This is a genomic window from Hymenobacter fodinae (assembly GCF_004745825.1).
Classification (GTDB): domain Bacteria; phylum Bacteroidota; class Bacteroidia; order Cytophagales; family Hymenobacteraceae; genus Hymenobacter; species Hymenobacter fodinae.
Genome location: NZ_SRLA01000005.1, coordinates 19586 through 43339 on the forward strand (window position 1 = coordinate 19586; position 23754 = coordinate 43339).

21 protein-coding genes are annotated in these 23754 nt (G+C 56.3%); 10 read left to right on the forward strand and 11 right to left on the reverse strand.

All coding sequences use genetic code 11. The features are described from left to right. Positions 1-2 precede the first annotated feature (2 nt). The 5 genes from EU556_RS20320 to EU556_RS20340 form a co-directional block, all read right to left on the reverse strand. A complete protein-coding gene (locus EU556_RS20320) occupies positions 3-710 on the reverse strand; it encodes an ABC transporter ATP-binding protein (protein ID WP_317128725.1) in 708 nt (235 codons plus the stop codon). A gap of 212 nt (positions 711-922) precedes the next feature. After that, on the reverse strand, positions 923-3352 hold the full coding sequence (locus EU556_RS20325) for a TonB-dependent receptor (RefSeq protein WP_135435988.1): 2430 nt from the start codon (positions 3350-3352) through the stop codon (positions 923-925). 285 nt (positions 3353-3637) lie between these two features. After that, the gene (locus tag EU556_RS20330) at positions 3638-3985 is read right to left on the reverse strand and encodes a hypothetical protein (RefSeq protein WP_135435989.1); all 348 of its coding nucleotides are present in this window, start codon (positions 3983-3985) and stop codon (positions 3638-3640) included. A gap of 129 nt (positions 3986-4114) precedes the next feature. Further along, positions 4115-5965, reverse strand: coding sequence for a glycoside hydrolase family 15 protein (locus EU556_RS20335; protein WP_135435990.1), 1851 nt, complete (start codon positions 5963-5965; stop codon positions 4115-4117). Positions 5966-6165: 200 nt separating this feature from the next. After that, positions 6166-6573 (reverse strand): GlcG/HbpS family heme-binding protein, encoded by a 408-nt coding sequence (locus EU556_RS20340; protein WP_135435991.1) that lies wholly within the window; start codon positions 6571-6573, stop codon positions 6166-6168. A gap of 307 nt (positions 6574-6880) precedes the next feature. Between EU556_RS20340 and lepA the strand changes: the two genes are divergently transcribed. From lepA to EU556_RS20370, 7 genes are all read left to right on the forward strand, one after another. Beyond that, entirely contained in the window at positions 6881-8668 is a 1788-nt protein-coding gene (gene lepA, locus EU556_RS20345) for a translation elongation factor 4 (RefSeq protein ID WP_135435992.1), read from the forward strand. Between the two features lie 107 nt (positions 8669-8775). Beyond that, positions 8776-8949: a hypothetical protein gene (locus EU556_RS26160; RefSeq protein WP_167855658.1), complete on the forward strand. Its 174-nt coding sequence runs from the start codon at positions 8776-8778 to the stop codon at positions 8947-8949. Between the two features lie 18 nt (positions 8950-8967). Beyond that, positions 8968-9879, forward strand: coding sequence for a bifunctional 5,10-methylenetetrahydrofolate dehydrogenase/5,10-methenyltetrahydrofolate cyclohydrolase (locus EU556_RS20350; RefSeq protein WP_135435993.1), 912 nt, complete (start codon positions 8968-8970; stop codon positions 9877-9879). Between the two features lie 293 nt (positions 9880-10172). Next, a complete protein-coding gene (locus EU556_RS20355) occupies positions 10173-10754 on the forward strand; it encodes a 7-carboxy-7-deazaguanine synthase QueE (protein ID WP_135436472.1) in 582 nt (193 codons plus the stop codon). Positions 10755-10771: 17 nt separating this feature from the next. Beyond that, positions 10772-12721, forward strand: a complete 1950-nt coding sequence (locus EU556_RS20360; RefSeq protein ID WP_135435994.1) for an OmpA family protein — start codon at positions 10772-10774, stop codon at positions 12719-12721. A 306-nt stretch (positions 12722-13027) separates the two neighbouring features. Beyond that, the gene (locus EU556_RS20365) at positions 13028-13399 is read left to right on the forward strand and encodes a hypothetical protein (protein ID WP_135435995.1); all 372 of its coding nucleotides are present in this window, start codon (positions 13028-13030) and stop codon (positions 13397-13399) included. A 114-nt stretch (positions 13400-13513) separates the two neighbouring features. Beyond that, a complete protein-coding gene (locus EU556_RS20370) occupies positions 13514-13876 on the forward strand; it encodes a hypothetical protein (RefSeq protein WP_135435996.1) in 363 nt (120 codons plus the stop codon). 74 nt (positions 13877-13950) lie between these two features. On the opposite strand, the gene EU556_RS20375 is transcribed toward EU556_RS20370, so the two are convergent. Further along, positions 13951-15243, reverse strand: coding sequence for a citrate synthase (locus EU556_RS20375; protein ID WP_135435997.1), 1293 nt, complete (start codon positions 15241-15243; stop codon positions 13951-13953). Between the two features lie 388 nt (positions 15244-15631). Between EU556_RS20375 and EU556_RS20380 the strand changes: the two genes are divergently transcribed. Next, complete coding sequence (locus EU556_RS20380; protein ID WP_262709668.1) at positions 15632-16468, forward strand: aldo/keto reductase; 837 nt, start codon at positions 15632-15634, stop codon at positions 16466-16468. Positions 16469-16503: 35 nt separating this feature from the next. On the opposite strand, the gene mnmE is transcribed toward EU556_RS20380, so the two are convergent. The 4 genes from mnmE to EU556_RS20400 form a co-directional block, all read right to left on the reverse strand. Further along, positions 16504-17895 (reverse strand): tRNA uridine-5-carboxymethylaminomethyl(34) synthesis GTPase MnmE, encoded by a 1392-nt coding sequence (mnmE, locus tag EU556_RS20385; protein WP_135435999.1) that lies wholly within the window; start codon positions 17893-17895, stop codon positions 16504-16506. A 266-nt stretch (positions 17896-18161) separates the two neighbouring features. Then, the gene (locus EU556_RS20390; protein WP_135436474.1) at positions 18162-18821 is read right to left on the reverse strand and encodes a metal-dependent transcriptional regulator; all 660 of its coding nucleotides are present in this window, start codon (positions 18819-18821) and stop codon (positions 18162-18164) included. A gap of 106 nt (positions 18822-18927) precedes the next feature. Then, positions 18928-19941: a 3-oxoacyl-ACP synthase III family protein gene (locus EU556_RS20395; RefSeq protein ID WP_135436000.1), complete on the reverse strand. Its 1014-nt coding sequence runs from the start codon at positions 19939-19941 to the stop codon at positions 18928-18930. A 93-nt stretch (positions 19942-20034) separates the two neighbouring features. Beyond that, entirely contained in the window at positions 20035-21189 is a 1155-nt protein-coding gene (locus EU556_RS20400; RefSeq protein ID WP_135436001.1) for a glycosyltransferase, read from the reverse strand. A 127-nt stretch (positions 21190-21316) separates the two neighbouring features. Between EU556_RS20400 and EU556_RS20405 the strand changes: the two genes are divergently transcribed. Together EU556_RS20405 and EU556_RS20410 are read left to right on the forward strand one after the other, a co-directional pair. Then, positions 21317-22141, forward strand: a complete 825-nt coding sequence (locus tag EU556_RS20405; protein WP_135436002.1) for a 2,3,4,5-tetrahydropyridine-2,6-dicarboxylate N-succinyltransferase — start codon at positions 21317-21319, stop codon at positions 22139-22141. Positions 22142-22161: 20 nt separating this feature from the next. Continuing rightward, on the forward strand, positions 22162-22968 hold the full coding sequence (locus tag EU556_RS20410) for a hypothetical protein (RefSeq protein ID WP_135436003.1): 807 nt from the start codon (positions 22162-22164) through the stop codon (positions 22966-22968). Positions 22969-23047: 79 nt separating this feature from the next. Here EU556_RS20410 and msrA read toward each other — a convergent pair whose 3' ends face one another. Further along, positions 23048-23590 carry a peptide-methionine (S)-S-oxide reductase MsrA gene (gene msrA, locus EU556_RS20415; RefSeq protein ID WP_210116351.1) on the reverse strand — a complete coding sequence of 181 codons (543 nt, stop codon included), beginning with the start codon at positions 23588-23590 and terminating at the stop codon, positions 23048-23050. Positions 23591-23754 lie beyond the last annotated feature (164 nt).

Sequence of the window (23754 nt, forward strand, 5' to 3'; positions counted from 1 at the left end):
GGCTAGTGGGTGTAGTGGAGGTAAAGCTGCTCCAGCTCGTTGGCGTTGAGCAGGGTGGTGGGGCGCACGTCCACCAATTCACCCTCGCGCATAATGCCCACCCGGGTGCCCACTTCCTTGGCCCGGAAAATATCGTGGGTGGCCATGAACACGGCCGTGCCCTGCCCGCTAAGCTGGCGCAGCAGCTCCGAAAACTCATTGCTGGCTTTGGGGTCGAGGCCGGAGGTGGGCTCATCGAGCAGCAGTACTTTGGCGTGCTTGGCCACCGCAATGGCAATGCCCACTTTCTGGCGCATGCCCTTGGAGTAGGTGCCTACCCGGCGTTGCACCGCCTCGGCGGGCAGGCCGGCGTGCTCCAGGTAGCGGCGCAGTTCGCTTTCCGCATAGGCAAAGCCCGCCAGCCGACTAAACAAGTTCAAGTTCTCCAGGCCAGTCAGGTGGGGGTAGAGCATTACGTTCTCCGGAATGTAGGCCAGGTGCTGCTTGATTTCCAGCGGGTTCTTGGCCACTTCCAGCCCGTTGATGTACGCCGCGCCCGAGGTAGGCTGCACAAACCCCAGAAACAGGTTGATGGTGGTGGACTTGCCCGCCCCATTCTGCCCGAGTAGGCAGAACACTTCCCCCGCTTCAATCTGCAGGTTTAGTCCCCGCAAGGCCAGCTTATCGGGGTACTGCTTGCGCAAGTCCTTGGCTTCTAAAATGTACGTCATTCGCAGTGTGATTGATGTTTTTATTACTAGAGGTAATCTAGTTCCCCTCCTTGGAAAGGAGGGGCTAGGGGTGGTTGACCGGAGCGTTGCACGTCTATTAGAGTCTAGTTCAAGTTGCTGTTCTAGGCCAGTCAACCACCCCTCACCCCTCCTCAGCTGAGGAGGGGAACTAGTTCTAGTCTATAGCTCTTCGTGTGCTCCAAGCCAAACCTTTAGAAGGAATACCCCAGGGTCGCCATGAAATTGCGGGGGGCGCCGGGGCTGGCGCGGAAGAAATCGTAGCCGCCGACGAAGTAATACTTGTCGAACACGTTGTTGAGGTTGGCGTGGAAGTTGAACCGGCCCGTATTGTAGAATAGGGCCACGTCGGCCACGGTGTAGCTAGGCCAGTGGCCCCAGTACAGCTCGCCGGTGCCCACTGCCCGAATCTGGTTTTCGGTGCGGCGCTGGCCTACGTGGTTGCCGCCTACAGCAATGCCCAGCCCGCGCAGGGCCGGCGTGGTAAAGGTGTACTTGGCCCACAGCCCCCCCGAGTGCTTGGGCGCGTTGGCCAGCGGCTGGCCATTTTCGGCCGGGAGGTCGGCCTGCAGCACTTCGGTGTGGTTGAAGGCATAGGCGGCGTTCAGGCTCAGGTTGGGGAGCACGTTGCCGGTAACTTCTACTTCCGCGCCGCGCGAGCGGGCCTGTCCGTTTTGACGGTAAACCGGGGCCCCATCGGCCGTCAGCGAGCCGGTGCTGACCAGTTGATTGCGCTTCACAATCTGGTAGGCTGCCACGGTGCCAAATAGGGCCTTATTGAAGAATTCGCCCTTCAGACCAGTTTCTACCTGGTAGCTAGTTTCGGGGCTGAAGGCCGTGCTGCGGCCGTAGCGCTCGGGGAAGCGGATGTACTCGGGCTTGAGCGGCCGGAAGCCGGAGCTGTAGCTGACGAAGTAGTTCAGGTTATCACGTAGGGCATAGGTAAGGCCGGCACGGGGCAGCAGCTTGCGCTGCGGAATGGTGGTGGAGCCGTCACCGTAGTCGCGCTCATCGGCAAACAGCTCGTAGCGCAGGCTCAGCAGCAGGCCTAGGCGCGAGGTGACATCTACTTGGTCCTGGGCGTAGAGGCCTACGGTGTGGTACACGGAGTTGATGTAGTCAACGAAGAACTGGGGCAGGGGCCGGCGAACGTACTTCGTGGGGTCCTGGATTTCGTAAAGCGGGCTTTTCAGGTCGAATGTCAGGGGCGTAGCCACGCCGTTCACCAGCTTCTGTCGGGCCTCAAACATGGTGCTCTGCTTGTCGGTGTTGAAGCGGATGTAGTCGGCCCCAACTACTACTTTGTGGGCCAGAGAGCCCGTGTTGCGGCTCAGCGAGAAGTAGCCCGACAGGTTTTTGGTGTATTCCTCGGCCCGGCGGTCGAAGTAGCGCAGGTTCATCACCGTATTGGCGGGCGCATCGGCGTAGCTGTTTAGGGTGCGGTGTTCGCTCAGGTTCTCGTTGTAGGTGAAGTCGAGGTAAGAGGCGTTGAACGAGAGCCAGTCGGTGAATTTGTGGGTGAGCGAGGCGTTGAGGTAGGTGGTGTTGGTGCGGAAATAGTCGCTGGGCTGGCTCAGGGTGAAGGAGCGGGGCACGGCGTACAAGTCATTACCCTTGATTGGCAGGCCCCGGTCGAGGTAGCCATCAATGTGGGTGTACACCAACTCGGCATTCAGTGTGGTTTTGGGCGATACCAGAAACGTCACGGTGGGCGCAATCATCAGCGACTTCGTGTCATTCACGTCCCGGAAGGTGTTGGTTTTCTCGTAGCCTGCATTGAAGCGGTAGAGCAGGTTTTTCTGCTCGTTCAGGGGGCCGGTGAAGTCAACAGTGGAGCGGATGGCGTTGAAGCTGCCGGTGGAGAAGGTCACCGCCTTGCGGTCTACATCAAGCGGCTTTTTGGTCACCATGTTGATGGTGCCGCCGGGGTTGATGTCGCCAAACAAAGCTGCACCGGGTCCTTTCAGAACTTCCACGCGCTCCAGATTCACGGTGAGCGGCGCTTGCGTGAACGAGTTGCCGTAGCTGAAGCCGGAGCGCAGACCGTTCAGGAGGCGGAAGCCGCTCTCGTAGCCGTTTCGGAAGCCCCGAATTGTAAAGTCATCGTAGTGGGAGTACTGGGTTACGCCGGCCACGTTGCGCACCGTCTCGGTAAGGCGGTAGGCCTGCCGGTCTTCCATCAGCTCCTTGGTCACCGTAGAAATGGACTGCGGCACGTCAATGAGGGCCGTGGCTGTACGGGTCCCCACAAAGCTATAGTCGCTCTTGTAACTGGTTTCCTTGCGGCCCAGTACCTCCACTTCCTGCAGGGCATTGGTGCTGCTCTGCAGCGTAAAATCAACAGTTATGTTTGGGGTTTCGAGGCTCAGCACCACCGTGCGGCGCTGCTCCTGGTGGCCTAGGCTGCGGGTAATGAGGGTGTACTCGGCCAAGGGGAGTTGATCAAGCGAAAACTTGCCATCAGCCCCGGTCAGGGATATAAAGCGGCCGGTATGTTCTACCACAGTAACCCCATCTAGGGCCTGGCCGGCCGGGTTGGTCACGCGCCCGGTAATGCGGCCCAGGGTTTGGGCCGACGCCAGCAGAGGAAAAAACAATAGCAGAAAGACTAAAAGTCGGGACATAGAAAAAGGGCGTGCCGGACCAGTGAGCAGCAATGGCTCCTGGCGGTGCAGACATGAAGAATGAAGGGGAGGGGAATGATGAAGCCATGCCCATGCGGCCAATGGAGCGCACGGTACCCAGTGCTCACCTGAGGGACAGGGCGCACAATGACCTACTCGGAAAACAAGGGCGCGGCTCTACCTCGACAGTTGGTGTAGACGGGCGCAACTGAACTAGTGAGGGTGTTATGCACCCGCTAGGCCACTCCCATGAAGGCAGGAGTGAGCAAGAAATAAAGCTGGTATCTAGGCCCGGGCGGGCGGACCGCGCAGCGAAGCGCCGTCGAGCAGATGCAGGGTAGGTGCCTCGGAGGCCGGTACCCGGTAGCGCGCAAACTGCAGTTCCCGCATTACCTCCGTCAGCCTAACGGGGTCAGCGGATTGAAAGGGTACATCGTACAGCTGCTCGGTGTGGCAGTGCAGGTGCTGGGCCGTGAGCACTTTCTTGCCGGCGGCCTTGCCTTGCTGCGGAATAGCTACCTCTTTAGTGGTATGCTGGTGGAAGTGCAGGCGCAACAAGGCAGCTTCCGGGGTTAGCACCCGGGCCAGCAGCAGTAATAGCCACCATGCTACTATGTTTCGTTGTTTGAGCAAGCCTTACACCATGCAGATGAAGAACAAATGTAGGCATTGCTTTTATTCTTGCATCAATGCTGCAAGAATAAAAGCAATGCCTACTGCTGAGCTTGGCTTAAACACAAGGCGGTTTGCTGAGGCTTAGACCTAGACGAACTGGTGGCCGCCCACGGTGCCGTTGTGACGGGCATCCAAGTCGCGGTTAAGCTGGAAGGCCGTACTAATGAGAGCCAGGTGGGTAAAGGCCTGGGGGTAATTGCCGATCTGTTCCCCTTGCGGCCCAATCTGCTCGGAGTAGAGGCCTAGGGGGCTGGCAAAGCCCAGCAACTTCTCAAACAGTAAACGGGCCTTATCCAGCTCGCCGCCTCTGGAAAGGTTTTCAATGTACCAGAATGAGCACATGGTAAACGTGCCTTCCTCGCCGGTGAGGCCGTCGGTGGCGCCGCCCTCGGCGTGGTAGCGGAACATCAGCGAATCAAGGAGCAACTCCTTCTCAATGGCGCGCATAGTCGACTGCCACCGTGGTTCGGCGGGGCTAAACATGCGCATGAGGGGCAGGAGCAGCACGGCGGCATCAATAACCTGGCTGCCCTTGTGCTGCACGAAGGCCTGCTTCTCCTCGCTCCAGAAGTTGTGGTATACCTCCTCATAAATCTCGTCGCGCACCCGCAGCCACTCTACCAGCGGCGCCGGAAACGACCGGTCGCGGGCAATGCGGATGGCCCGGTCTAGGGCTACCCAGCACATCATCTTGCCCGAAAGAAACTCCCGCTCTTGGTCGCGCACCTCCCAAATACCATGGTCGGGGCGGCGCCAATTCTCCACCACGTAGGTAGCTAAGCGGCAGACCTGCTGCCAGAAGTCGTAGGTGATGCCGCCACCGTACTTGTTGTAGAGGTAAATGGTATCCATCAGCTCCCCATAGATATCCAGCTGAAACTGCTTAGCCGCGCCGTTGCCTATGCGCACCGGCTGAGAGTCGCGGTAGCCGCTGAGGTGGCCTAGCTCCAATTCGGGCAGGTCGGCGGTGCCATCAACGGCGTACATGAGCTGCAGGTCGCCGGCATCGGTAAGCTCCTGGCAGCGCTGCATAATCCAGCGTAAAAAGGCTTTGGACTCTTGCGTAAAGCCCAGCCGCAGGAAAGCGTACATAGTGAAGGCCGCGTCCCTGATCCAGGTGTAGCGGTAGTCCCAGTTTCGCTCTCCGCCGGGGCTTTCTGGCAAGGCAAACGTGGCGGCGGCGACCGTAGAGCCGTGCTGCAGTGAGGTAAGTAGCTTCAGGGTAATGGCAGAGCGAAGCACAGTTTCGCGCCAGCGGCCGGTGTACGTGCTGCTGTCCACCCACTCGCGCCAGAAACTCAGGGTGTCCTCAAAGGCTGCTTCCGTGTAGTGGCCTAGGTCGCGGGCAATAAAGGTAGAGTCGTCGACGGGAGTTGCCTCAATCACGAAGCTGGCCGTTTCGCCGGCGTGCAGGCGCCAGCTACCAGTAGCATCTACTTGGTCGGCCAACTCAAAGGGTTGGTTCCCCAACAGCCGGAACTGAAATCCATCGTCGCCGTGGCTCTTAAACAGGATGGAGCCATCCGCCTGCGGCTGGGCCTCGTGGGCAGTGCGGGCATAATCAAAGCGCGGACTGCAGCGCATCTGAAACTCCATAGTGCCTTTGATAACGCGCACTGTGCGCACCACGGCGCAATTCTGTGCGTGGCGCTTCACGGGCATGAAGTCAGTGAGTTCCGCAATGCCTTCACCGGTGAAAAAGCGGGTCAGCAGAATACCCGTATCTGGCAAGTACAGCTGCTTGCTCCGCACATCATCGCCCACAGGCTGCAGGAGCCAGGAGCCACCTTTCTTGGCATCTAGTAAAGCCGCGAAAATGGTGGGGGAGTCGAAGCGGGTGAAGGGCAGATAGTCGAGGGAGCCCACCTTCGACACCAGCGCTACGGTGTGCAGGTTGCCAATCAGGCCATAGTCTTCCAGCGGCAAATAGTCGGGCATATATGATAGGGCTGAGGTACTGAGGAGTAAGTTCTAACGGATAACCGAGCTTAAATGCCGAGGTATGCCCGGATTTTACCCCTGTCGAACAGCGTGCCTAATGCGCACAACCTGGCCTAGCACCTAGGCAAACGCAGAGCAGCCGGATCACCTCAGAGGCAATCCGGCTGCTAAGCCTAGTGCGGAGGCGACCTAAGCCACTATTGATTTTCTACGGCGTGCACCCCCGCTTCGGCCACCGCGTGGTCGTTCTCCACAGTGCTGCCCGACACCCCAATGGCCCCCACTACGCGGCCGTTGGCATCGAGAATGGGAATGCCGCCGGGAAAGGTGATGAGGCCCCCATTGGAGTGCTCAATGTTGTACAGCGAGCCGCCGGGCTGGGAAGCCTGGCCTAGGTCGCCGGTGGGCATATCGAAGAAGCGCGCCGTTTTGGCCTTCCGAATGGCAATATCAATGGAGCCTAGCCAGGCATCATCCATCCGAATGAAGGCGGTGAGGTTGGCGCCAGCATCCACCACGGCAATATTCATTTTCACGCCCAGATCGAGCGCCTTTTGGTGGGCGGCGTGGATGGCTTGTTGTGCTAATTCGAGAGAAATACCCATACAATTGATTGGTGAGAGGAGAAAATGAGAAAAGCTTCTGCCTTAAACGGTATTTCATTGGCAGTGGCCAACTCGTTTGCTGCCTAGCAACCAGTTAGGCTGACCAGCTCTGCCGGTTGCTGGTGCTTTTCTTCGGCTAGGCCACCTCGCGCTCTGGTAGCCGGTACTGTTTGGCAAGAGTTAGGAGCAGGGCAATGGCTAGGCCACTGATGAGTGGTAGTTGGCTGTTACAATAGGGTAGAGCGTGCTTCAGTTAGCTTTTACGGGCCCGTCTTCGTACCTTCGCCCTTGGAAAAAACTGCCTCTAGTGAAGAACATCCGCAATTTCTGCATCATCGCTCACATCGACCACGGCAAGAGCACCCTGGCCGACCGCTTGCTGGAATTTACCAGCACCGTTTCGAAGCGCGATATGCAAGCTCAGCTGCTCGACAATATGGATCTGGAGCGGGAGCGGGGCATTACCATCAAGAGCCACGCCATCCAGATGCAGTACCCCTACAAAGGGGAAATGTATACGCTTAACTTGATCGACACGCCCGGTCACGTCGATTTCAGCTACGAGGTATCCCGCTCCATTGCTGCCTGCGAAGGCGCCCTGTTGATTGTGGACTCCTCCCAGGGAATTGAAGCCCAGACGATTTCAAACCTGTACCTGGCCATCGGCTCCGACCTGACCATCATCCCGGTACTCAACAAAATCGACCTGCCTCACTCCATGCCGGAGGAGGTTTCCGACGAGATTGTTGACCTGATCGGCTGCGACCGGGACGAGATTATTCCCGCCTCGGGTAAGTCGGGCATTGGTATCGAAGCCATCCTGAACGCCATCTGTGAGCGGATTCCGGCCCCCAAAGGCGACCCGGAAGCGCCTCTGCAAGCTCTCATCTTCGACTCGGTATTCAACTCCTACCGGGGTATTGAGGTACTGTTCCGTATCAAGAACGGCACCATGCGCAAGGGCGACAAGCTTCGCTTCATGGCGACCGGCAAGGAATATGGCGCCGATGAAATTGGTATTCTGGGTCTCAACCAGGAGCCCCGTCAGGAAATCAGCGCTGGCAACGTAGGCTACCTGATTTCGGGTATCAAAGAAGCCCGCGAAGTAAAAGTAGGCGACACGATTACGCACGTAGCAAGGCCTACCACGGAACCCATTCACGGGTTCGAGGACGTGAAACCCATGGTATTCGCCGGCATCTACCCGGTTGATACTACCGAGTACGAAGAACTGCGCTCCTCTATGGAGAAGCTGCAGCTTAATGATGCCTCGTTGGTGTGGGAGCCAGAAACCTCGGCGGCCCTCGGCTTTGGCTTCCGTTGCGGCTTCCTGGGCATGCTGCACATGGAAATTGTGCAGGAGCGTCTGGAGCGCGAGTTCAACATGACGGTGATTACCACGGTGCCCTCGGTGCAGTTCCACGCCACCGGCACCAAGGATCAGCACCTGACTATCAACGCGCCGTCGGAGATGCCAGAGCCGAACTCCATCAAGATGATTGAGGAGCCCTACATCAAGGCCCAGATTATCACGGCTGCCGACTACGTAGGTCCCATCATCACGCTGTGCATGGAGAAGCGTGGCATCATCAAAGGCCAGAGCTACCTGACCAGTGAGCGGGTAGAGCTGTCGTTTGAGCTGCCACTCTCGGAAATCGTGTTCGACTTCTTCGACAAGCTCAAAACTATCTCCCGCGGCTACGCCTCCCTCGACTACGAGTTGATCGGTTTCCGCGAGTCGGACATGGTGAAGCTCGACATCATGCTGAACGGAGAGAAGGTCGATGCCCTATCGGCCATTGTGCACCGCAGCAAGTCGTACGAGTGGGGACGCCGCCTCTGCGAAAAGCTCCGGGAGCTGCTGCCCCGCCAGATGTTCGAAATTGCCATCCAGGCTAGTATCGGGCAGAAGATTATTGCCCGTGAAACTGTGAAGGCCCTGCGCAAAAACGTACTGGCCAAGTGCTACGGCGGCGACATCTCGCGGAAGCGCAAGCTGCTGGAAAAGCAGAAAGAGGGTAAGAAACGGATGCGCCAAGTAGGCTCCGTAGAAATTCCTCAAGAGGCCTTTTTGGCTGTCTTAAAAATTGACTAGAAGTGAAAAGCGCGGCTCTCAAAGGCCGCGCTTTTTTGTTTGCACTTGCTTCCTTTTTCTCACTTCATACACTTCTTGACACGGCGTGGTATGACTACTTCAATCTTATGACCAACAGCCTAACCAAGAACTGTACTAGCCCAGAGCAGCTCGAAAAAATTATTAAAGGACAGGAGCGTAAGTTCCGGTGGCGTGATGACTGGCCTACTATGGAAGCCGCGCTGCAAGCTGCCGGTACCGCCGCCATTGCCGCTCACGAAGCCCAGAAAAAACCAGACTAAGTATAACAGTAAAACCGCATGATCACTGCCCCTAACGCCACGGCCTATCAACTCATCGACGGCAAGCAGACCGCAGAAAACATCAAGGAAGAAATTGCCGCCGAGGTAGCCCAGCGCAAAGCCGCGGGCCAAAAGGTGCCGCACCTGGCCGCCATCCTGGTAGGCCACGATGGCGGTTCTGAAACCTATGTGCGCAATAAGGTACTGGCCTGCGAGCGGGTGGGGTTCGGCTCCACGTTGCTGCGCTTTGAGGACGATATTACGGAGGCCGAACTGCTGCGCCAGGTAGACAACCTAAACAATGACCCTGAAATCGACGGCTTCATTGTACAGCTGCCGCTTCCCCGCCACATTGATACCAACAAGGTGATAGAAGCCGTGCGGCCCGAGAAGGACGTAGATGGATTCCACCCCATGAATATAGGCCGCATGGTAGCTGGCCTACCGGCTTTGCTGCCGGCAACTCCCTCGGGTATTGTGGAGCTGCTACGTCGCTACGAGTTGCCCACTGATGGCAAGCACTGCGTAGTGATCGGGCGGTCTAATATTGTAGGTACGCCAGTTAGCATACTGTTGGCTAAGAACTTAGAGCCTGGTAACTGTACCGTTACTTTATGCCACTCACGCACCCAGAACCTAGCCGAAATTACTCGCACCGCCGACATTTTGGTAGCAGCTTTAGGCCGGCCGGAGTTTGTAACGGCCGATATGGTGAAGCCCGGTGCCGTAATTATTGATGTGGGTACCACCCGCGTGGAAGACGCCAGCAAGAAATCGGGCTGGGCTTTGAAGGGCGACGTAAACTTCGCGGAGGTAGCACCGTTGAGCTCCTACATTACCCCGGTTCCTGGTGGCGTAGGCCCGATGACCATTGCTATGCTGTTGCTAAATACGTTGCGGGCCGCGAAGGGTGAAGTGTATACTAAATAAACAAGCTAGGCTGCTTCATATGCTTTCTAGTTAGCTGACCAAAACTGCATAAGAAGCACTTCAATCACAGCTTCGCCTTTTAAAATCCAATTAAAGCCATGTCAGGCTTTTAGATTTCGGGGCGTTGTACTACTTTTAAAGTCGGGCCGCCAGAAAATAGGCTAGGAGCTGAGTTGTTCCCGCCTTTCTGGTGACCCGGCTTTACCGTTTTCAGAATACCCGTTTTGCTGCACGTACTTCCTATTGCGTCGGTGGCCCCGACAGGTGGGGCTCCGGCACCTGCGCTGCCCTTGATGGAGCAGTTTTACACCATTCAGGGCGAAGGCTACAACACCGGCCGGGCTGCCTATTTTGTCCGGCTCGGCGGTTGCGACGTGGGCTGCGTCTGGTGCGATGTGAAAGAGTCTTGGGATGCGGATGCTCATCCGAAAATGAGCATTCCTGACATCGTGGCTAACGCCACTGCCCATACCGGGCGCAATGTGGTTATTACCGGCGGCGAGCCGCTCATGCACGATCTAGGCCCCCTCACAGCGGCCTTGCACGCAGCTGGCTGTCAGAACTGGATTGAAACTTCCGGGGCTTACCCTCTTAGTGGAGAATGGGACTGGATTTGTGTGTCGCCCAAAAAGTTTAAGGCTCCTCTACCCGAAGTGTTGGCTGCAGCTCACGAGTTGAAAATCATCGTGTTCAACAAGTCTGACTTCGCTTGGGCCGAGCAGCACGCCGCCATGGTTAGCCCCAACTGCCGGCTGTATCTACAGCCCGAGTGGAGTAAAGCCCCGCAGATGATGCCACTTATTGTTGACTATGTGAAGGAGAACCCGAAGTGGCAGGTGTCGTTACAAACCCATAAGTTTCTCGATATCCCGTAGCCTCCTTCTGCTTCTTTATGCGCCGTCTGCTTACTGCTCCGTTGTTTGTACTACTATTGGCCGGCGGGATACTGCCCACAAGTGCCGTAGCACAGGCCCCGCTGGCAACCACAAATACCAAAGCCAAAAACCTGTGGGACAAGGCACAAAGCCAGGCGAAGGACCGAGACTTTACTAAGGCGCTCGAAACCCTCAAGCAACTCAACGAGAAGTTTCCTTCCCTGGGAGAGCCTTACCTCATGAAGGGCTCCTTGCTGAAAGCAATGGGCGAAAACAGCCTGGCGTTTGAGGCTTACCGGGATGGGGTCAGCAAAGTGCCCCTAAACTCCAGCCGTGCCAACGATTATTTTACGTTGGGCGAGTTGGCTATGAGCTTCGGGGAATATAAAACGGCCGCCGACAGCTATCAGAAGTACCTCAAGTCGGGGGCTAAGAACTTGCGGAATACGCCTCGCGTGCAGCGTCAGTTGCAAAACTGCGAGTTTGCCCAAAAGGCCATGGCGGCACCTACGGGGCCGCAGCCTGAACGCTTAGGGCAGCCACTGAACAACTTTCGTTTCCAATACTTCCCGGCCTTAACGGCTGATAGCCGCTTTCTGCTCTTTACGGGCAGGCCTGCGGCCGACAGCGGGGAAGATCTGTTCGTGAGCCGATTCACCAAGGAGGGTACCATTGGAGAGCCAACCTCCATTTCACCGGCAATCAACACACCCTATAACGAAGGGGCCGGCACTATTTCCGGAGACGGTAAAACCTTGGTGTTTGCCTCCTGCGACCGGCCTAATTCCGTTGGCAATTGCGACTTATATATTTCGCGTCGCACGGGCAACACCTGGAGCAAGCCTCAGAACCTAGGCCGTAGCGTGAACTCGCCGGAGTGGGATTCACAACCTACTCTCTCCGCCGACGGCCGCACGCTCTACTTCACTAGTACTAGACGCGGTGGTAAGGGGCAGGAAGACATCTACGTGACTACTCTTGACGCCCAAGGGAATTGGACGCCAGCCCGCAACTTAGGGGAGCCAGTTAACACGTCCGGAAAGGATATGGCTCCGTTCATTCATGCCAGCGGCACTACCCTCTATTATGTTACCGATGGCCTAGTGGGCATGGGTGGCCTAGACATTTATCGGTGTGAGTTGCAGGCGCCCAACAAGTGGAGCATTCCTACTAACCTGGGGTACCCGCTGAATACATTCGAAAACGAAGCATCCCTTTTCATTAGCTCCGACAACCGCCGGGGGTTCTGCTCCCGGTCCCGCGCTGCAGAGCCGGGCGTAAAGCAGGAGCGCGACCGACCCGTGGAGCTGTTCGGCTTCGAAGTGCCTGAAATTATCAGGGCCCGCGAAACGAGCACATACACGCAAGGTCGGGTATTTGATGCCATAACGAAGAAGCCGATTCAGGCCGACGTGCAGCTCTATGACCTAAACACCGATGAGTTGGTGCAGTACGTGGGCTCCGATGCTGAGAATGGGGAATATACCGTGGTACTAAATGAAGGCCGGCAGTACGCCATGTACGCTGCTGCCAACAAGTACCTGATGAAGAGCCTGAGCTTTGATTACAGCGACAAACGGACCTTTGACCCACTGACGCTGGATATCTACTTGGAGCCCGTACGAGCAGGACGCAGCATAGTGCTGAACAACCTATTCTTCGATACCAAAGAGTTTGAGCTGAAGCCTAAGTCCCGTACGGAGCTGAACCGCCTCATTGCGTTTATGAAGCAGTACCCGGACATACAAGTGGAAATTTCGGGTCATACCGATGACGTCGGCTCCGACGATGATAACCTCTCTCTTTCGCAGAACCGAGCAAAGTCGGTATATACCTACTTGGTAGGGCAAGGGGTGAAAGCAGATCGGCTACGGTTTAAAGGCTACGGCGAGACAAAGCCTCTCATGCCAAACGATTCAGATGTCCATCGTCAACAAAACCGGCGTATAGAGCTGCGAATCCTGTAGCCCTCCCAGTTTCGTCCTATCAACTCTAGAAAGTCTATCCGCTCGGCAGATAGACTTTTTTTCGTTTCTAGCACTTCTTGTCGTGTTAAAGATTAATAAGCTGAGAATGTGATTTGTACTATGATCTTGTGAAAGTGATAGAGTAGAATAGTTATAAAAAATCATTTTTTTATTAAATAGTGATTTGTATATTTGGATATCGACGTATCTGAATCATAGGAGGCTGATACGAGGCCTAGCCAGTGTTTTCGGCATGTTGAATTGCATTTTGTTTTTCATCCTTATTCTTTCTTCATTTTCCTTACTATGAAAAAAGCCTACTTTTTCGCTTGCCTGATGGCTGTAATGCAAGGCGTAGCACTGGCATCACCTAAGTCAGAAGGCGATGGTACTACTAGCATAAAAGCTCGGGCTACTGCTCTTACGCGCACAATTGCTGAGAAGGCCCGCCTTGACGAAGGACAATACCTCCGGGTTAAGCAGCTCAACACCCAAATGTTAACCGAAATGGAGGATCTCAAGTCCCGCTTAGCCGGCGACCCTGCTGCCCTCGACCAGCGCATGGCTGATGCGCAAGCCAAGTACGAGGCCGATCTGATGTCTTTGCTGCGTCCCAATCAGGTTGCCATGTATCAGCAGGCTCGCACGAGCATGACAGCTCTAGGCGACAAGCACTAATTCTTCCACTACCGGCCTGCCTTCACATGAGGGTAGGCAGGCCGGTAGGTTTTGGCTGGCAATGTTTCGCTAGCATGTTGTTCATCTTCCAACCCATAACCAACCCTACCCATCATGAAAAACTTCGCTACTATTCTGCTGCTTGGTGCAATGTGCCGCGCCGGAAGCGCCCAAGCCGCAGCTCCAGCTGATGGCTCACGCATGAGCGAGCGGGCCAAAACCATGACTCGCCAGATGGCCGAGAAGATGCCTCTGAGTGAGGGACAGTACATTAAGGTCCGTCAGTTGAACCTGCGCTTGCTGACGGAAACGGCTGAGCTTCGCAAGCAGTTCGGCGCTGATGCTACTGCGCTCGACGAGGCGTTGGCAAATATGCAGATGCGCTATGAGTGGGACTTGGCTACTATTCTGCGGCCACGTCAAATGGCGCTCTATGATCAAACGAAGCTGAGCATGACGGCCGTGAACCTACAATAGGGGTACTACTACCGTCAGAACGCAAAAAAGCCCGCAAATAGCGGGCTTTTTTGTTGGCAGACTAATTACTCAGACTAGCTGCGGTCCTGCAGGGAGACGTAGTCACGCTCCGTCTCGCCGGTGTAGATCTGACGCGGACGGCCAATTGGCTCCTTGTTCTCGCGCATTTCTTTCCACTGAGCAATCCAGCCGGGGAGGCGGCCCAGGGCAAACATCACCGTGAACATTTCGGTAGGAATACCCAGTGCTTTGTAGATGATGCCGGAGTAGAAGTCTACGTTGGGGTAGAGCTTGCGCTGAACGAAGTACTCGTCGGTAAGGGCCGCTTGCTCCAGTTCCTTAGCAATCTTCAACAGGGGGCTGTTTTCTAGGCCTAGGGCGGTCAGGACTTCATCGGCAGCCTTCTTGATGATGGTTGCGCGGGGGTCGAAGTTCTTGTACACGCGGTGACCGAAGCCCATCAGACGGAACGAGTCGTTCTTGTCTTTAGCCTTGGCAATGAACTTGCTGGTGTCGCCACCGTCGCGCTCAATGGCCTCCAGCATTTCAATTACTTCCTGGTTGGCTCCACCGTGCAGCGGGCCCCACAGGGCGTTGATGCCAGCCGATACCGAGCCATATAGCGAAGCATTGGCCGAGCCTACTAAGCGAACGGTAGAAGTAGAGCAGTTCTGCTCGTGGTCGGCGTGCAGAATGAGGAGCTTATTGAGGGCGCTTACCACTACCGGGTTCAGTTCATACTTCTCGGTAGGGAAGCTGAACATCATGTGCAGGAAGTTAGAGCAATAGTCCATGTCATTCCGCGGGTAGTTCAGCGGGTGACCCATCTGGTTCTTGTAGGTCCAAGCAGCAATAGTCGGCAGCTTGGCCATCAACCGAATCACATTCAGGTCAATTTCCTCCTTGCTCAGATCCGGCGATACGCTCTCAGGGTAGAAAGCCGTCAGCGCGCAGATCAGGCTGCTCAGAATAGCCATGGGGTGAGCCGCCGAAGGGAAGCCGTCAAAAATCTTCCGGACGTCTTCGTGCACCAGGGTATGCTTGGTAATCTGATTGCTGAAGCTGTCGAGCTCCGGCTGCGTGGGCAGCTTGCCGTAGATCAGCAGGTAGGCCACCTCAATAAAGGTAGATTTTTCAGCCAACTGCTCAATGGGATACCCACGGTAGCGCAAGATGCCTTCTTCACCATCCAGGAAGGTGATGGCGCTTTTGGTGGCGCCCGTGTTCTTGTAGCCTGAATCCAGGGTTACGTAGCCCGTTTGGTCACGCAGTTTGCCGATATCGAATGCTTTCTCGTGTTCGGTACCTTCAATAACGGGGAGAGAGATAGATTTCCCGTCGAGGATAAGTTCAGCAGATTCTGCCATAAGCGTGGGTTAGAGGGTGGGTTGTGGGGTCGGATTACGGAGAACCAGTAATCAAATTCCCCATGAGCAGTTGGCGTCTATACTACAAAACCCGCCCGGTTGTTGTTTGCCGTTGAGGTGAAGTCACAAAGAAAAGGACCACGTGGGAAATATGTGGTATGGATACTGTTTTTTTGGTGAAGGAATATAACTAAGCAGGGCTAACTGCCTTTACCTCGGTACGTTGTCAACGCATTTTCTCCTGTGGCTGACCCCAGATAAGTCATTAGGCCCTTACTGACGTACTCTGCCTAAGTAAGGCTGCTTTGGCCTGGTAAAGCAATTGTTTATGAAGTATAGGTCACTTGGAAAATCGGGCATTCAAATCAGCGAAGTCGGCTTTGGCTGCATGTCACTGGCTCCTGAGCTTGGACCGGCTACAGCGCTCCTGCACCGAGCTCTCGACCACGGTATCACGTACTTCGATACGGCCGACTTATACCAGCACGGAGAGAACGAAGCGGTGGTGGGTAAGGCGCTGAAAGGTCAGCGGAGCCACATTGTGTTAGCTACCAAGGTAGGCAATCAATGGCGCCCCGATGGCAGCGGCTGGGACTGGAACCCCACCAAGGCGTACATTCTGGCCGCAGTGGAACAAAGCCTGCGCCGGCTCCAGACCGACTACCTCGACCTGTATCAGTTGCACGGCGGAACCCTCGACGACCCGATTGATGAGATTATTGAGGCCTTCGAGCAGTTGGTGCAGCAAGGCAAAATCAGGGGCTACGGCATCTCCTCCATTCGGCCAAACGTTATTCGGGAATACGCGCGCCGTTCCCACATCATCAGCGTGATGATGCAATACAGCCTGCTGGATCGGCGACCCGAAGAAAGCTGTCTAGGCCTATTGCAGGAGCACCAGATCAGTGTTTTAGCCCGGGGCACTCTAGCGCAGGGCCTGTTGGTAACTAAGCCCGCCGCCCCATATCTGCAGCATTCTGCTGAAACCGTAGCTCGAGCCAGCGCCGCAGTACAACGTCTGGCCGACACTACCATTAGTCCGGTTGAAATAGCAGCCCAGTATGTGTTAGCTCAACCGGCCGTTACTGCGGCGGTGCTGGGTATCCGAATGCCCGAGCAGCTCACCGATGCCCTCCGGATTGCCAATAGTCGGGAGCTGACGGCGGCCGAGCTGGCGGAACTGCAGGCGGCCGCGCCAGCTACTGCCTATGAGCAACACCGCTAACGCATGCTCCTTGAGTGGCCTAGGAGCCCCTTGATTTACTTGCCAATACAGAACTGGGTGAAGATGCTGGTCAGCAAGTCGTCGTTGCTGATTTCACCGGTAATCTGGCCAAGGTCGGCTAGGGCGTGGCGCAGGTCGGCGGCTAGCAGCTCGGTACCGCGGCCGGTGGCTAGGCCTGTCAGGACGGCATCGAGGTGATGGGCGGCTTGCTCCAGGCTGCGGGCGTGGCGCACGTTCGTAACAATGGTACTGCTGCTAGCTCGGTCGAGCCCTTCGCCGCGAACCAGGGTGAGCAGAGTTTCGCGTAGCTCATCAAGCCCGTCACCGCGGGAAGCGGCAATCAGGACGGTGCTGGGGCGAGCCTGGAAGGCAGCAAGTTCGGCATCAGAAGCTACGTCGAGCTTGTTGCCAACCGCCAGCACGGGTACGGAAGCCGGAAGGTGTAGAGCTTCAATTTCTGCTTGAAGCTCTTGGGGAGTAGTAGTCGTAATATCAAATAGATATACAACTAGTGCAGCCTGTAGAACTCGTTTACGGGTGCGCTCTACGCCAATAGATTCTACCACGTCGGTAGTGTCGCGCAGGCCGGCCGTATCCACGAAGCGAAACCGGATACCGTCGAGGCTAACCTCGTCCTCAATCAGGTCGCGGGTGGTGCCGGCCACCTCCGACACGATGGCGCGTTCTTCGTTGAGCAGGGCGTTCAGCAACGTGCTCTTGCCCGCGTTGGGCCGGCCGGCAATAACTGTAGTTACGCCGTGCTTGATGACGTTGCCTAGTTCAAAAGAGCGAAGCAGTCGGCGAACTAACGCCTGCACTTCTTGCAGCAGCTGCACTAGGCCAGTGCGGTCGGCAAATTCCACGTCTTCTTCGCCGAAGTCTAGCTCAAGCTCCAGCAGGGCCGCAAATTGTACCAGGCGTGCGCGCAGGTCGCGCAGTTCCTGCGAGAAGCCCCCACGCATTTGCTGCATGGCCACCTGATGCGACAGCGCCGAGTCGGCGGCAATTAGGTCAGCTACGGCTTCGGCCTGGGCCAAGTCGAAGGCCCCGTGTAAGAAGGCCCGTTTCGTAAACTCGCCCGCCTCGGCTAAGCGCGCCCCACGGCGGACCAGTAAAGCCAATAGCTCCTGCACAATAAAGTCGGAGCCGTGGGTGCTGATTTCTACCACGTCCTCCTTGGTATAGGAGTGCGGCCCCCGAAACAGCGACACTACTACCTCATCAAGTATCCGGGCCCCGTCGCGAATGGTGCCGAAGTGGAGAGTGTGCCCAGCTTGGTTGCGCAGAGCCTTCCCGCCAAACACCTCATCCGTAATGCTGATAGCCTCAGGACCAGACAACCGAACCAGCGCAATGGCACCCGTGCCCGGTGGGGTAGACAGCGCAACAATGGTATCGGAAAGCGAAACAGGAAGGGGTAAGGCCACAGGAACTGAATAAGTGATGCAACTACAAAGGTACGAGGTACTGGCCTAGGCCACTAACTGCCAGTATAGCTACTAGGAAGTGCAGAGGCAACCGTAAAGCTTAGTGTCTAGGTCCCGTTGAAGGGCCCTCTGAACTTCAGTTGCTAAGACAGTCCAGCAAGGTTCATTCTAGGCCAGTCTTCCTACCACTGAAATGCAATAATTCCTGTCGTACAAACAGCTTGATTGTGCCTCGTATGGCAGGGAGTGATTCGGCTGTTAAAGCCTCAATCGGTCACGTATAAGTTCCGGCTTACCTCTGAGGATATAAGATATTTATCTCCGTTATTGATTCTAATTTCCAATGAGTTATCAAACAAGATCTTATCTAGTACTTCAAGCTTGGTGCCGAGGTTAAGGCCGACCTTGTCGAGGTACTGCAGGAAAGGAACGGAGGTGTTTTTGACGGCCACCACGGTACCCCGGTCGCCGGGTACTAGGTCGGCCACGAGGCGGTGCTGGGGGCGCAGGATAGCACCTTCAGCCGTGGGTATTGGGTCACCGTGGGGGTCGAGTTGCGGGAAGCCCAAAAACTCATCAAGGCGCTGAATCAGCAGGTCGGAGTCGATGTGCTCCATCTGCTCGGCCACGTCGTGCACCTCATCCCAACTGAAGTTGAGCTGCTGCACCAAAAACACTTCCCACAACCGGTGCTTGCGAATAGTGAGCAGTGCCAAGCGGCGGCCTTCCTCCGTCAGGGATACGCCTCGGTAGCGGGTGTAGTGCAATAGGCCTTTTTCACCCAAGCGGCGCAGCATGTCCGTGACAGAAGCCGCGCGCGTTTGCAGCACCTCCGCAACCCGGTTGGTGCTGACCTCAACTCCGGGTTGGGCTTCGGCCAGTTTGTAGATGGCTTTTAAATAGTTCTCCTCGGTGTAGCTGGGCACGGGGCAGTGAGCGGTTAAGAATGAGTAATGAGCAATGAAACCGTCGGAAAGCGTTTCCAACAGCTTCATTGCTCATCATTCAGTGGGCTTTGGTACTTCGGTTAGCTTACCACTTGATTAGGGCCGACGCCCAGGTGAAGCCGGAGCCAAAGGCCGCCAGACATACCAAGTCACCGCGCTTGATGCGGCCTTCCTGGTATGCCTCGCTAAGCGCAATGGGCACTGAGGCAGCCGTGGTGTTGCCGTAGCGCTGAATGTTGCTGAAGATCTTGTCATCGGTGAGGCCCATTTTCTGCTGCACGTACTGAGTAATGCGCAGGTTAGCCTGGTGCGGAATGAGCAAGTCGATGTCCTGGGGCTGGTAGCCGTTCTGGTCAAGTGCCTCCTTGATTACCTGCGGGAAGCGAACTACGGCGTGCTTGAACACATTTTGACCGTTCATGTATGGATACATGTCCAGCTCATTGTCTACCACGTATTGCACGCGGTTGTTGCGGTTAGAGCCGGGCTCCTTTACAATCAGTTCCTCGGCGTGCTCGCCCTGCGCGTGCAAGTGAGTACTCAGGATACCGTGGCCTTCCTCGGTGCTGGGGCGTAGCACCACGGCGCCAGCGCCATCCCCAAAAATAACCGACACGGCCCGGCCGCGGGTGCTTATGTCGAGGCCCGAAGAGTGAATCTCAGAGCCTACTACCAGCACTGTATCGTACATACCTGTTTTGATGAACTGGTCGGCCATCGAAAGCGAGTACACGAAGCCCGAGCACTGGTTGCGCACGTCGAAGGCCGGGATGGGCGCTTTGATGCCCAACTCGCGCTGCAGTAGTACGCCAGAGCCGGGGAAGAAATAGTCGGGCGACAACGTGGCGAAGACAATCATTTGCACGTCGTCGGGGGTGAGACCGGCCATTTCCAGGGCCTTGCGGGCCGCATTGGCAGCCATGTTGGCGGTAGTATCCTTGCCTTCCTCAAACCAGCGGCGCTCCTTGATGCCGGTGCGCTCCTGAATCCACTCGTCGGTGGTATCCATCAGGGTGGTGATGTCGGCGTTGGTAACTACACGGTCGGGCACGTAGTGGCCTACTCCGGCTATTTCAGAAAATCGTAGGGTGTTATTCATCAGGTGGGAGTTGCGAGGTACAGAACGAAAAAGGGAGCCGAATGTAAAGAAATTCGCTTTTCTACCTCGTAAACGGGCCGCAAAGGTCGGCAGTTACTTTATAGAATGCATCAGACGGTGCAACTTTTCCGCTTCAGTAGCCCAAAATGCTTCGGCAGGGACGCCGTTCGGGTAAAAAGGTTGCTGAAGGAGAGTTGCTAAAACCGCCTCGGGAAGCGGGGAGTGGCCTAGGGCTTGAAAATCGAGACAGACCCCAGCCTGTGATGGTTCCACGAGGCTCCGCCAATGTGGGTTGGGAGGAATGACAATGGGCAAGCCATGCGCTAGGTACTCAAACAGCTTGGTGGGGATGCAGCGGGCCGTGCTCGGGTGCGGCCGGTAGGGTAACAGGCCTAGGTGGCTACGCTCTATTTCAGCTACAATGCGGGTATGCGGCACGAGCGTATCTCCGCCAATGAGCGTTACCCCGGTGCCAGCTGTGGTTACGGCGGCCCGCAGGCGCGCCAACTCGGCTGGCTGCTGACAAAACCCGATAATGGTAAGGTGGGCCAGCGGCCAAACCTGCCGAACCTGGCGCCAGAAGGTCAGGGCCTCAAATACCCCATTTAGTTCGGAGATAGTGCCGGAGTACAATAGGCGCAGTGGCGCAGTGGCGGCCGGAAGGTGGCCTAGCGCCAGAGGCTGATGCTGTGAGGAGTAGGGCTGAAACTTATTCTCCATGATGATGGTGCGCTCGGGTACCAGAAACGGTAGCTCCTCGGCGTAGCTCCGCTCGGCCAGCAGCACAGCCGTAGCGCGCCGCGCCGCTAGGGCTTCCAACCGCCTGATGAGCCCCGCTAGCAGGCCCCGCGCCCAGCCAGGGTACACCTGCTGCGTCTGGATATTAAGTGCATAGTTTTCCCGCATATCATATATAAAAAGCCTTCCCTGGCCTAGGGCCTGCCACAGCACGGTAAGTGGGAGCAGCTCGGGGGCATGCACAAACACGACAGTGGGCTGTACGTGTCGGAGCAACTGCCAATAGCGCCATTGGGCCCGCAGGCGGGCCCAACTCAGACGAGTTCCCGCCAGCAATGCGTGCGTATGTACATTGTCAGGTAGGCTAGTAGGGGTAGGAGCGAGGCGCCCGGCCACGTGGACTTCCGTGTGGGGGCGCTCGGCCAGCGTGCGAGCAAATTTGCCCAGCATACGGGTGTCATCGAGGGGCTTGAGTACGGAAGCGAGTAAAATGGTGACGAGACGCGGCATATTGGCCGTGAAGATGGTAAGTTTGCTTGTGAGTTGTCAGGTGTTGGCCAGCGGTTGTCAGTCTGCCCGCCTGTACCGAGAGCTTACTACGCAAAACTGACTCTATTTACTGACACCCTCCTTTTTCATGTCCGACCTCCAACACACCATCGAAGCCGCCTGGAACGACCGTAGCTTACTGCAGCAGGCTGCTACTATTGAAGCTATTCAGCACATTATTGAAGAACTTGACAAGGGCCGCATACGTGTAGCCCAGCCCGGCGCAACCGAAGGGGCCGACTGGCAAGTGAATGACTGGGTGAAGAAGGCCGTTATCATGTACTTCCCCATCCGGCAGATGGAAACCATTGAGGTGGGCCCCTTCGAGTTCCGCGACAAAATGCAGCTCAAGAGCAACTACGAGCAGCAGGGTGTGCGGGTAGTGCCCCCAGCGGTGGCTCGCTACGGTGCCTACTTGGCGCCCGGCGTGATTATGATGCCGAGCTACGTAAACATTGGCGCCTGGGTAGGCGAGGGCACCATGGTGGATACCTGGGCTACCGTAGGCTCGTGCGCGCAAATTGGCGCGGGTGTGCACCTAAGTGGTGGGGTAGGCATTGGCGGCGTGCTAGAGCCCGTGCAGGCTGCTCCGGTAATTGTGGAAGACGGCGCCTTCGTAGGTTCGCGCAGCATTCTGGTGGAGGGCTGCTTCGTGGGTAAAGAGGCCGTAATCGGGGCCGGCGTAACCATCACGGGGAGCACCCGCATCATTGACGTGACGGGTACTGAGCCCAAGGAGTACCGCGGCTACGTGCCAGCCCGGTCGGTGGTAATCCCGGGTTCCTTGCCCAAGCAGTTCCCGGCGGGTGAGTTCCACGTGCCCTGCGCCCTCATCATTGGTCAGCGCAAGCCCAGCACCGACCTGAAAACGTCCCTCAACGATGCGTTGCGCGAGCACAACGTAGCCGTTTAACGCGCCTCATTTTCATTTCCATGAGCAAACACCCCCAAGTAGTGTCCGCGGCGCAGGCCCGCGATGAAGTGCGCGACTACATAGCCCAGGAACTAGGAATTGAGCCCGAATCCATCCAGATGCGGGTTGCTTTTAACCGGGAGCTGCCCTGGGTCGACGGTAAATCGCGCCCGTGCTTTCTGGTAGAGTGGGCTGAGCCCAACGGCCGCGATGGTGTGGCCATTGCTGGTCCGTATACCTACAACTTCTTTGAGCTGACCCGCCAAGAGGCCTACGAACTGGGCCCCGTGAATGCTTGGCGCCAGCACCTAATAAATCTGTATGCCGGCTGCGAGCTGGTGGTGCATGCCCGCCTCACACAGCCCCTCTCCGATGCACCCGACCCCGTGCGCCTTTCGGTAATTCAGAGTGCCTTGCAGGAGCGTACGAATTGGCGGATTGGCGTCAACATTCAGCTGCGGGAGTTCTTGCGCCTAGGCACCCAGGAGTACTATATCTTTGATGGACACTGGCTCTGGAACCCCAACTACCGCTACTCCTCCGTGAAAGGCTTTATTCCGATTGGAGAGAAGACACTGTTCGAGCTACCGAAACAGGCTTACATTCCTATCACCAACATGTCGCCATTCGAGCCTATTCCGGCAGTAGGCGAGGATGGGGCGTACCCAGGGCAGCTCACTGGCTTTATTGCCGTGAAGGACAACCAGATTCTGGAAATTAATGAGCCTCAGCCTTATATCCGGTTGCTTTACAACAAGCTGGCCATGTACTATGTGCTGGGCCGTGAACATGGACCGTTCCAGATTGAGCAAGGAGTAGCTTCCTAGGCCAGTCTATTAAGGCACTGAACCATAAAAAGGCCGCTCCAACAAAGTTGGAACGGCCTTTTGCTTTGGAGCCGGTGAACTAAACGCCAGCTGCCGACTTGAGCTTGTGGCCAAACACCTGCCGTACTTTGTCAACCTTCGGCTTCACCACGAACTGGCAGTAAGGCTGTTGCCCATTCTGGTTGTAATAGTCCTGGTGGTAGTTCTCGGCCGCGTAGAAGGTGGGCAGGGGCACAATTTCCGTTACAATGGGGTTGGGGAAAGCGTGTGCCTCATTGAGCTTTTGCTTGTAGGCCTCTGCCAACTGACGCTGCTCCTCATTGTGGTAGAAAATAGCCGAGCGGTATTGGGTACCGGTGTCGGCACCCTGGCGGTTGAGGGTGGTTGGGTCGTGGGTTTTCCAGAAAATTTCCAGCAACTCCTCAAAGGTAATTTTAGCGGGGTCGTAGGTAATCTGAATAACCTCGGCATGGCCCGTGAGGCCGCTGCATACTTCCTTATAAGTAGGGTTAGCAATTTTGCCGCCCGTGTAGCCAGAGACTACTTTCTCAACCCCGTTAAGATTCTGAAAAACTGCTTCTACACACCAAAAGCAGCCAGCCCCAAATGTTGCCTGTTCCATGTATTTATCAAGTTCAGAAGTGATGATGTTGCGCGTGGCCCTAATACGTGCCAGCAGCAGTGCCACAGCAAAAAGCCATAGCTCAACGGTCATACGCTAACAAGGTAAATTGAGGCAAAAAAGTTTACACTCTTCGGCTGCCGTAAAGCACAAGAGGCCTACCG

Excerpts from the sequence above, each read along its gene's own strand:
- EU556_RS20370 (WP_135435996.1), top strand. The coding sequence starts at position 13,514 with ATGAAAAACTTCGCTACTATTCTGCTGCTTGGTGCAATGTGCCGCGCC.
- EU556_RS20400 (WP_135436001.1), bottom strand. The coding sequence starts at position 21,189 with ATGCCGCGTCTCGTCACCATTTTACTCGCTTCCGTACTCAAGCCCCTC.
- EU556_RS20335 (WP_135435990.1), bottom strand. The coding sequence starts at position 5,965 with ATGCCCGACTATTTGCCGCTGGAAGACTATGGCCTGATTGGCAACCTG.
- EU556_RS26160 (WP_167855658.1), top strand. The coding sequence starts at position 8,776 with ATGACCAACAGCCTAACCAAGAACTGTACTAGCCCAGAGCAGCTCGAA.
- EU556_RS20350 (WP_135435993.1), top strand. The coding sequence starts at position 8,968 with ATGATCACTGCCCCTAACGCCACGGCCTATCAACTCATCGACGGCAAG.
- EU556_RS20375 (WP_135435997.1), bottom strand. The coding sequence starts at position 15,243 with ATGGCAGAATCTGCTGAACTTATCCTCGACGGGAAATCTATCTCTCTC.
- EU556_RS20410 (WP_135436003.1), top strand. The coding sequence starts at position 22,162 with ATGAGCAAACACCCCCAAGTAGTGTCCGCGGCGCAGGCCCGCGATGAA.
- EU556_RS20320 (WP_317128725.1), bottom strand. The coding sequence starts at position 710 with ATGACGTACATTTTAGAAGCCAAGGACTTGCGCAAGCAGTACCCCGAT.
- EU556_RS20355 (WP_135436472.1), top strand. The coding sequence starts at position 10,173 with ATGGAGCAGTTTTACACCATTCAGGGCGAAGGCTACAACACCGGCCGG.
- EU556_RS20325 (WP_135435988.1), bottom strand. The coding sequence starts at position 3,352 with ATGTCCCGACTTTTAGTCTTTCTGCTATTGTTTTTTCCTCTGCTGGCG.
- EU556_RS20380 (WP_262709668.1), top strand. The coding sequence starts at position 15,632 with ATGTCACTGGCTCCTGAGCTTGGACCGGCTACAGCGCTCCTGCACCGA.
- EU556_RS20405 (WP_135436002.1), top strand. The coding sequence starts at position 21,317 with ATGTCCGACCTCCAACACACCATCGAAGCCGCCTGGAACGACCGTAGC.
- msrA (WP_210116351.1), bottom strand. The coding sequence starts at position 23,590 with ATGGAACAGGCAACATTTGGGGCTGGCTGCTTTTGGTGTGTAGAAGCA.
- EU556_RS20340 (WP_135435991.1), bottom strand. The coding sequence starts at position 6,573 with ATGGGTATTTCTCTCGAATTAGCACAACAAGCCATCCACGCCGCCCAC.
- EU556_RS20365 (WP_135435995.1), top strand. The coding sequence starts at position 13,028 with ATGAAAAAAGCCTACTTTTTCGCTTGCCTGATGGCTGTAATGCAAGGC.
- EU556_RS20395 (WP_135436000.1), bottom strand. The coding sequence starts at position 19,941 with ATGAATAACACCCTACGATTTTCTGAAATAGCCGGAGTAGGCCACTAC.
- EU556_RS20360 (WP_135435994.1), top strand. The coding sequence starts at position 10,772 with ATGCGCCGTCTGCTTACTGCTCCGTTGTTTGTACTACTATTGGCCGGC.